Genomic DNA, 773 nt, shown 5'->3' on the forward strand with positions numbered 1-773 from the left:
ATGCGACCGTGGCTGGAGGGGCTGGCCGGGAACCCGGCGAGTGCCCACGCGGTGGGCCGGCATGCCGCCGCCGCGGTCGCGGAGGCCCGTGCCCGGGTCGCCGGGGCCCTGGGGGCGTCGGCCAGCGAGATCGTGTGGACGTCCGGGGCGACGGAGGCGGACAACCTCGCGATCAAGGGGGCGGCGCGCCATCAGCGCGAGCGCGGGCGTGGCGATCACGTCGTCACACTGGCGACGGAGCATCGCGCGGTGCTCGCGAGCTGCGAGGCGCTCGAGCGCGAGGGCTTTATCGTGACGCGGGTGCCGCCGGAGTCGGACGGCAGCGTGTCCCCCGAGGCGGTTGCCGCGGCGATGACGGCGGACACCGTGCTGGTATCGGTGTCGGCGGTGAATAACGAGACCGGTGTGATCCCTGACCTGGCGGCCATCGCCGAGGGGGTTAAGGGACGGGGGGCGTTGCTGCATGTCGACGCCGCCCAGGCCCTCGGTCGTGTCCCGCTGGACGTCGCCGGCCTGCCCGCGGACCTGGTCTCGCTCTCGGCCCACAAGTGCTATGGCCCCCAGGGGGTCGGGGCACTGTACGTGCGCCGCCGCCCGCGGGTGCGGCTTGCCCCGCTGCTCCACGGCGGCGGCCAGGAGGGGGGGCTGCGGCCGGGTACCGTGCCCGTGGCGCAGGTGGTGGGCATGGGTGCGGCGGTGGCGCGGTGCGTGCGCAACGCGGCCCGGGACGGCCGTCACCTGGAGGCGCTGCGGGGTCGCCTGCTTGCCGGCCT

The 773-nt window shown here is 75.8% G+C and carries 1 protein-coding gene; it reads left to right on the forward strand.

The genetic code is table 11. The features are described from left to right. Positions 1–773: cysteine desulfurase family protein (locus G7A99_RS22430; protein WP_163144229.1), on the forward strand; the 773-nt coding region annotated here is incomplete at both ends.

The sequence above is a fragment of the Arhodomonas sp. KWT genome (assembly GCF_010993615.1).